Annotated in this window: 8 protein-coding genes; 7 read left to right on the top strand and 1 reads right to left on the bottom strand. The window is 69.4% G+C overall.

Annotation, left to right across the window (positions count from 1 at the left end):
* Positions 1–34: 34 nt before the first annotated feature.
* Complete coding sequence (locus FV222_RS17005; protein ID WP_348644942.1) at positions 35–511, bottom strand: hypothetical protein; 477 nt, start codon at positions 509–511, stop codon at positions 35–37.
* 219 nt (positions 512–730) lie between these two features.
* Between FV222_RS17005 and flgB the strand changes: the two genes are divergently transcribed.
* The 7 genes from flgB to FV222_RS17040 all read left to right on the top strand — a co-directional run.
* Positions 731–1,135 carry a flagellar basal body rod protein FlgB gene (flgB, locus tag FV222_RS17010; RefSeq protein ID WP_147754435.1) on the top strand — a complete coding sequence of 135 codons (405 nt, stop codon included), beginning with the start codon at positions 731–733 and terminating at the stop codon, positions 1,133–1,135.
* A 35-nt stretch (positions 1,136–1,170) separates the two neighbouring features.
* Complete coding sequence (gene flgC / locus FV222_RS17015; protein WP_147754436.1) at positions 1,171–1,578, top strand: flagellar basal body rod protein FlgC; 408 nt, start codon at positions 1,171–1,173, stop codon at positions 1,576–1,578.
* Positions 1,579–1,591: 13 nt separating this feature from the next.
* On the top strand, positions 1,592–1,906 hold the full coding sequence (gene fliE / locus FV222_RS17020; RefSeq protein ID WP_147764915.1) for a flagellar hook-basal body complex protein FliE: 315 nt from the start codon (positions 1,592–1,594) through the stop codon (positions 1,904–1,906).
* A gap of 78 nt (positions 1,907–1,984) precedes the next feature.
* On the top strand, positions 1,985–2,251 hold the full coding sequence (fliQ, locus tag FV222_RS17025; protein ID WP_147728151.1) for a flagellar biosynthesis protein FliQ: 267 nt from the start codon (positions 1,985–1,987) through the stop codon (positions 2,249–2,251).
* A gap of 38 nt (positions 2,252–2,289) precedes the next feature.
* Positions 2,290–3,054, top strand: a complete 765-nt coding sequence (gene fliR, locus FV222_RS17030) for a flagellar biosynthetic protein FliR (RefSeq protein WP_147754438.1) — start codon at positions 2,290–2,292, stop codon at positions 3,052–3,054.
* Between the two features lie 185 nt (positions 3,055–3,239).
* Complete coding sequence (gene flhB / locus FV222_RS17035) at positions 3,240–4,307, top strand: flagellar biosynthesis protein FlhB (RefSeq protein ID WP_147764916.1); 1,068 nt, start codon at positions 3,240–3,242, stop codon at positions 4,305–4,307.
* 160 nt (positions 4,308–4,467) lie between these two features.
* The coding region (locus tag FV222_RS17040) for a PAS domain-containing protein (protein WP_348644943.1) at positions 4,468–4,956 on the top strand (489 nt) is incomplete at its 3' end.

Below are 4,956 nucleotides of genomic sequence, written 5' to 3' on the forward strand. Positions count from 1 at the left end.
TGGTGTCGTGGGGAGCGTCATTTGTTTATAAGAGTCAGGTCGGGGCGAGCACGATCGGCATGGAGAAGTCGGGCCGGAACGCGGCCTGGGCCTGCGTCTCGAGACCGGAAAACGGGTCGGGCCCCGCCTCGGCCAGGGTTTCGGCGAAGGGCGCCGCGAGGGGCTCGGCCATCGCCTCGGGGCGCAGGGCCGGGTCGCGCTGCTGCCCGCGCTGGATGTGGCGCTCGATCACCACGTCGTTCGGGCCGCCGACGAGCAGCAGGTGCTCGACGTTGTCGCGCCGCAGCAGGATCAGCTGGCGCTGCCGGTCGAGCTCGTACACGTCGACGATGCCCAGCCGCGGCTGGCGCCCGCGCTGGCCGCCGCGCTTCGCGTCGGCGAGGCCGCCGCCGCCGAGGCGCCGCACCACCAGCACGATCACCGTCAGCACCGCGAAGATCACGGCGAAGATGGCGACGTACTGCACGACCGGAGAGCCGTCAGACCCGAACACGGACTGCAACCATTGCACGGACACTACTCTCGTTCTTCACGGGTCCGGGACGGCCCTACGCAAAACCACCCCGTCAGTATCACGGGCGCCCCCCCGCCGGGCAATCATCGTTAAGTCTTCGTTAACAGCTTCGCTCCGCGTGCCGCGGCCAAAAGCTTAACCCGACGTTAACCATGAGGGCGGCAGATTTTGCCGGGCGGCCGGAGACAGGGCCGCCGCGCAATCCGGAGCCCCACCGTGGCCGTCACCGACATGCCGCTGCTCGGAATGCTCCGCACCAAGATGCAGTGGCATCAGGCGCGCCAGAAGCTGCTCGCCGAGAACGTCGCCAACGCCGACATGCCGGGCTTTCGCCCGCGCGACCTCGCGCAGCCGAGCTTCGACCGCGCCACGGGCCTCGCGGCCTCGACGGGCAGCGGGATGACGCTGACCAATGCCGGCCACATCGCCGCCTCGGGCGACGCGGGCGTCGGCGCCGACCCGCGCCGCGTGACGGAATTCGAGATCCGCCCGAGCGGCAACGGGGTCAACCTCGAGGACGAGATGATGAAGTCCGGCGACAACCAGTCGGACTACCAGCTCGCCGCGTCGATGTACCAGAAGAGCCTCGACGTCCTGAAGATCGCCATCGGCAAGAAATGACCGGCGGAACAGACGTGATCGGAAGGGACTGAGCCATGGATTTCAACAAGTCGCTCACGATCGCCGCCGCCGGCCTCAAGGCGCAGTCCGGCCGGATGCGGATCATCGCCGAGAACATCGCCAACGCGGATTCCGCGCCCCAGAGCGCCAACGGCGAGCCCTACCGGCGCAAGATCCCGACCTTCAGGAGCCACGTCGACCGCGAGACCGGCGCGAACCTCGTCGAGGCGGGCCGCGTGCGCCGCGACATGACTGCCTTCCGGACCAAGTACGATCCCGGCAACCCGGCAGCCGACGCCAAGGGCGAGGTGCGCATGCCCAACGTCAACGGGCTGATCGAGAACATGGACATGCGCGAGGCCCAGCGCTCCTACGAGGCGAACCTCAACATGGTCACCACCGCGCGCCGGATGATCTCCCGCACCCTCGAGATCCTGAAGTAGGCGGAAGACCACCATGGCCAGCAGCAACTTCGCGGCGGGCGCCTACGCCGCCGTCCAGAACGTCGGCGCCTTAAAGGGCGCGCCGAAGATCCAGCCGACGCAAGGGGCGGGCGGCGACTTCACCCAGCTCCTGGGCCGGGCGCTCGACGGCGTCGGCGACGCCGGCCGCAAGGCCGACGCCCAGGGCATGGCGGTGGCCGCCGGCAAGGCCAACGTGGTCGACGTGGTCACGGCGGTGGCCGAGAGCGAGACCGCGCTGCAGACCATGGTCGCCGTGCGCGACCGGATGATCTCGGCCTACGAGGAGATCATGCGGATGCAGATCTAGCCGGACCAGGCCCAGCCCCGTTCCCGGGGCGGGCCGAGGCGTCACATCCCCCAACGGTTCGAGCAAGCATCCAGACCCATGACCGGACTCGCCATCCTCGACGTCGCGCGCGACGGCATCTTCGTCTTCCTCAAGGTCGCCGGCCCGCTGATGCTGGTGGCGCTGGCCGTCGGGCTCGTGGTCTCGCTGGTCCAGGCGCTGACGCAGATCCAGGAGCAGACCCTGATCTACGTGCCCAAGATCGTCTCGGTGTTCGCGGCCTTGCTGCTGATGCTGCCGTTCATGGGCGACGCGCTCGCCGGCTACATGACCCGCATCGCCGCGCGCATCGCCGCCGGACAGTGAGAAGAGACGAAGCGGGCGGCCGGCTGCTATGACGGCGCATGAACCTGCTCCTGCCCGGGATCGCGGCGGCCTACCTGCTGACCTTCGCCCGGGTCGGTACGCTGATCATGCTGATGCCGGGCGTCGGCGAGCAATCGGTCTCGCCGCGCATCCGGCTGTCCTTCGCCCTGCTGGTCTCGCTGCTGCTGTTCCCCATGGTGCGGCCGCTGCTGGCGGTGGGCTCCGACGCGATCGGCACGCCACGGCTGATCGGCCTGCTGTTCTCGGAGACGCTGGTCGGGCTGGTGATCGGGCTGACCGTGCGGATGATCCTCGCCGCGCTCCAGACCGCGGGCCTGATCATCTCGCAGCAGGTCGGCCTGTCCTACGCCATGACCGTCGACCCGTCGCAGGGTGGCCAGCAGCCGGCGCTCGGCAACTTCCTCTCGCTTCTCGGCATCACGCTGATCCTGGCGGCCGACCTGCACCACGTGGCGCTCGACGCGATCGGGCGGAGCTACGCGGTGCTGCCGCCGCAGGCGGTGCCGGCCTTCGGCGACGCGGCGACCCTGGCGCTCAAGGCGATCGGCCGCGGCTTCACCCTCGGCGTGCAGATCGCCTCGCCGTTCATCGCCTTCGGCATCCTGTTCAACCTCGGCCTCGGGGTGCTGTCGCGGCTGATGCCGCAGCTGCAGGTGTTCTTCGTCGCGGTGCCGGCCTCGGTGCTGATCGGCATGCTGATCCTGTTCGGCTCGCTCGGCGTGATGATGACCGTGTTCCTGGACGACCTCGGCCGCTACCTGCTGGAATTCGCCGGACGGTGAGCCGGTGTCGGACCATCGCGTGGTCGAGGCGCAGGTCCCTTCTCCCAGGGGGAGAAGGACAGGATGAGGGGCGTGAGTTTTCCGGCGAGGTCACGACCCTCACCCCAGCCCTCTCCCCATGGGAGAGGGGGCAGGTCGGCGCCGAACGTGGACATATCCTGGTCCGTCTCGGGAGCGGCTGAGCCATGTCCGAGGGCACCGAGCAGGAAGACAAGACCGAAGAACCGACCCAGCGGCGCCTCGACCAGGCGATCGAGCAGGGCAACGTCGCGACCAGCACCGAGATAAACACCTTCGCGATCCTGGCGGCCTTCACCCTGGCGCTGGTGATCGCGGGGCCGAGCATCGCCCGCGGGCTCGTCGCCGAGATGCGCGGCTTCCTGATGAACGCCCACGCGGTGCCCGACGACCCGCACGCCATGGTGGGCATCGCGGGCCGTACCCTGACGATCTGGCTGCAGGCGCTCGCGGTGCCGGCCGGGCTCGTGGCGGTGGCGGGTCTGGCCGCCGGCCTGCTGCAGCACCCGCTGGTCTTCACCACCGAGACGCTCGGGCCGAAGTTCGAGCGGATCTCGCCGATGGCCGGCGTCAAGCGCATCCTCGGGATGGAGGCGCTGTTCCAGTTCGTGAAGGGCCTCGCCAAGATGGCGGTGGTCGGCGTCGTGGTCGGGACCCTGCTGTGGCGCGACCGCGACCGCCTCGAGGTGTTCGCCCGCCTCGACCCAGCCGCCTGCCTCACGGCGATCCTCGGCATCAGCATCAAGCTGCTCGGCGGCGTGCTCGCCATCCACCTAGCGATCACGATGGCCGACGCCCTGTACCAGCGCTACCGCTGGCGCCAGCGCCTGCGCATGTCCAAGGAGGAGATGAAGCAGGAGATGAAGGAATCCGACGGCAACCCCGAGGTGAAGGGGCGGATGAAGCAGATCCGCATGCAGCGGGTGAAGAAGCGGATGATGGCGGCGGTGCCGACTGCCACGGTGGTCATCACCAACCCGACCCACTACGCGGTGGCCCTGCGCTACGAGGCCGGGATGGGCGCGCCGGTCGTCGTCGCCAAGGGCGTCGACTCCCTGGCCTTCCGCATCCGCGAGCTCGCCAAGTCGCACGACGTTCCGGTGCTGGAGAACCCGCCGCTGGCGCGTGCGCTCCACGCCACCGTGGAGATCGACGAGGCGATCCCGGCCGAGCACTACAAGGCGGTCGCCGAGGTGATCGGCTTCGTCATGCGCCTGCGCCGCCGGGCCGCGTGAGCGCGCCGAACGCACGGTTTGTCCACCTTCCTCGGCCAGACTAAGCCGGGACCGACCGGAAGGCGGCCCCCGTCGGAAGTCGGCGCGTCCTGAAAGACAGCGCTTGCCGATCGGCGGGGTGAGGGCATAACCGGTCCTTCGTTTGTGGATTCAAGGCCCGATGCCGGATCTGAGTGGACCCACGCCCGCGGTTTCGGGCTCGATCGACCGGTCGGAACGGCCCGGGCGGGTCGGATTGCTGCTCGTGCTCGCCGGGCTGCTGGTCGGGGCGGCGATCGGGCTGTCGTTCGTAGCCAACGAGCAGGCGCAGTCGCTGATCATCTGGCTGCTGGCGCTGCTCGCCATGGCCGGCGTGTTCTTCCTGTTCGCGATGGCGATCGGGGCGATCCAGCTCAGCGGGCAGGGCGGGCGCGACGACATCACCAAGGCGATCGTCGACGCCGCCCCCGAGGCCACCGTCGTGGTCGAGGAGGGCGGCCGGCTGATCTACGCCAACGAGGCCTACCTGAACGTGGCGGGCGGCGACAGCTTCTCGACGCTGCGCCCGGTCGAGCGGATCTTCGTCGGCTCGCCGGAGGTGTCGGAGGCGATCTACCGCCTGTCGCAGGCCGCCCGCGACGGGCGCAGCCACGCCGAGGAGGTGCGGATG

The organism is Methylobacterium sp. WL103 (assembly GCF_008039885.1).
Classification (GTDB): domain Bacteria; phylum Pseudomonadota; class Alphaproteobacteria; order Rhizobiales; family Beijerinckiaceae; genus Methylobacterium; species Methylobacterium cerastii.

Excerpts from the sequence above, each read along its gene's own strand:
- flhB (WP_147764916.1), top strand. The coding sequence starts at position 3,240 with ATGTCCGAGGGCACCGAGCAGGAAGACAAGACCGAAGAACCGACCCAG.
- fliE (WP_147764915.1), top strand. The coding sequence starts at position 1,592 with ATGGCCAGCAGCAACTTCGCGGCGGGCGCCTACGCCGCCGTCCAGAAC.
- flgC (WP_147754436.1), top strand. The coding sequence starts at position 1,171 with ATGGATTTCAACAAGTCGCTCACGATCGCCGCCGCCGGCCTCAAGGCG.
- fliR (WP_147754438.1), top strand. The coding sequence starts at position 2,290 with ATGAACCTGCTCCTGCCCGGGATCGCGGCGGCCTACCTGCTGACCTTC.
- fliQ (WP_147728151.1), top strand. The coding sequence starts at position 1,985 with ATGACCGGACTCGCCATCCTCGACGTCGCGCGCGACGGCATCTTCGTC.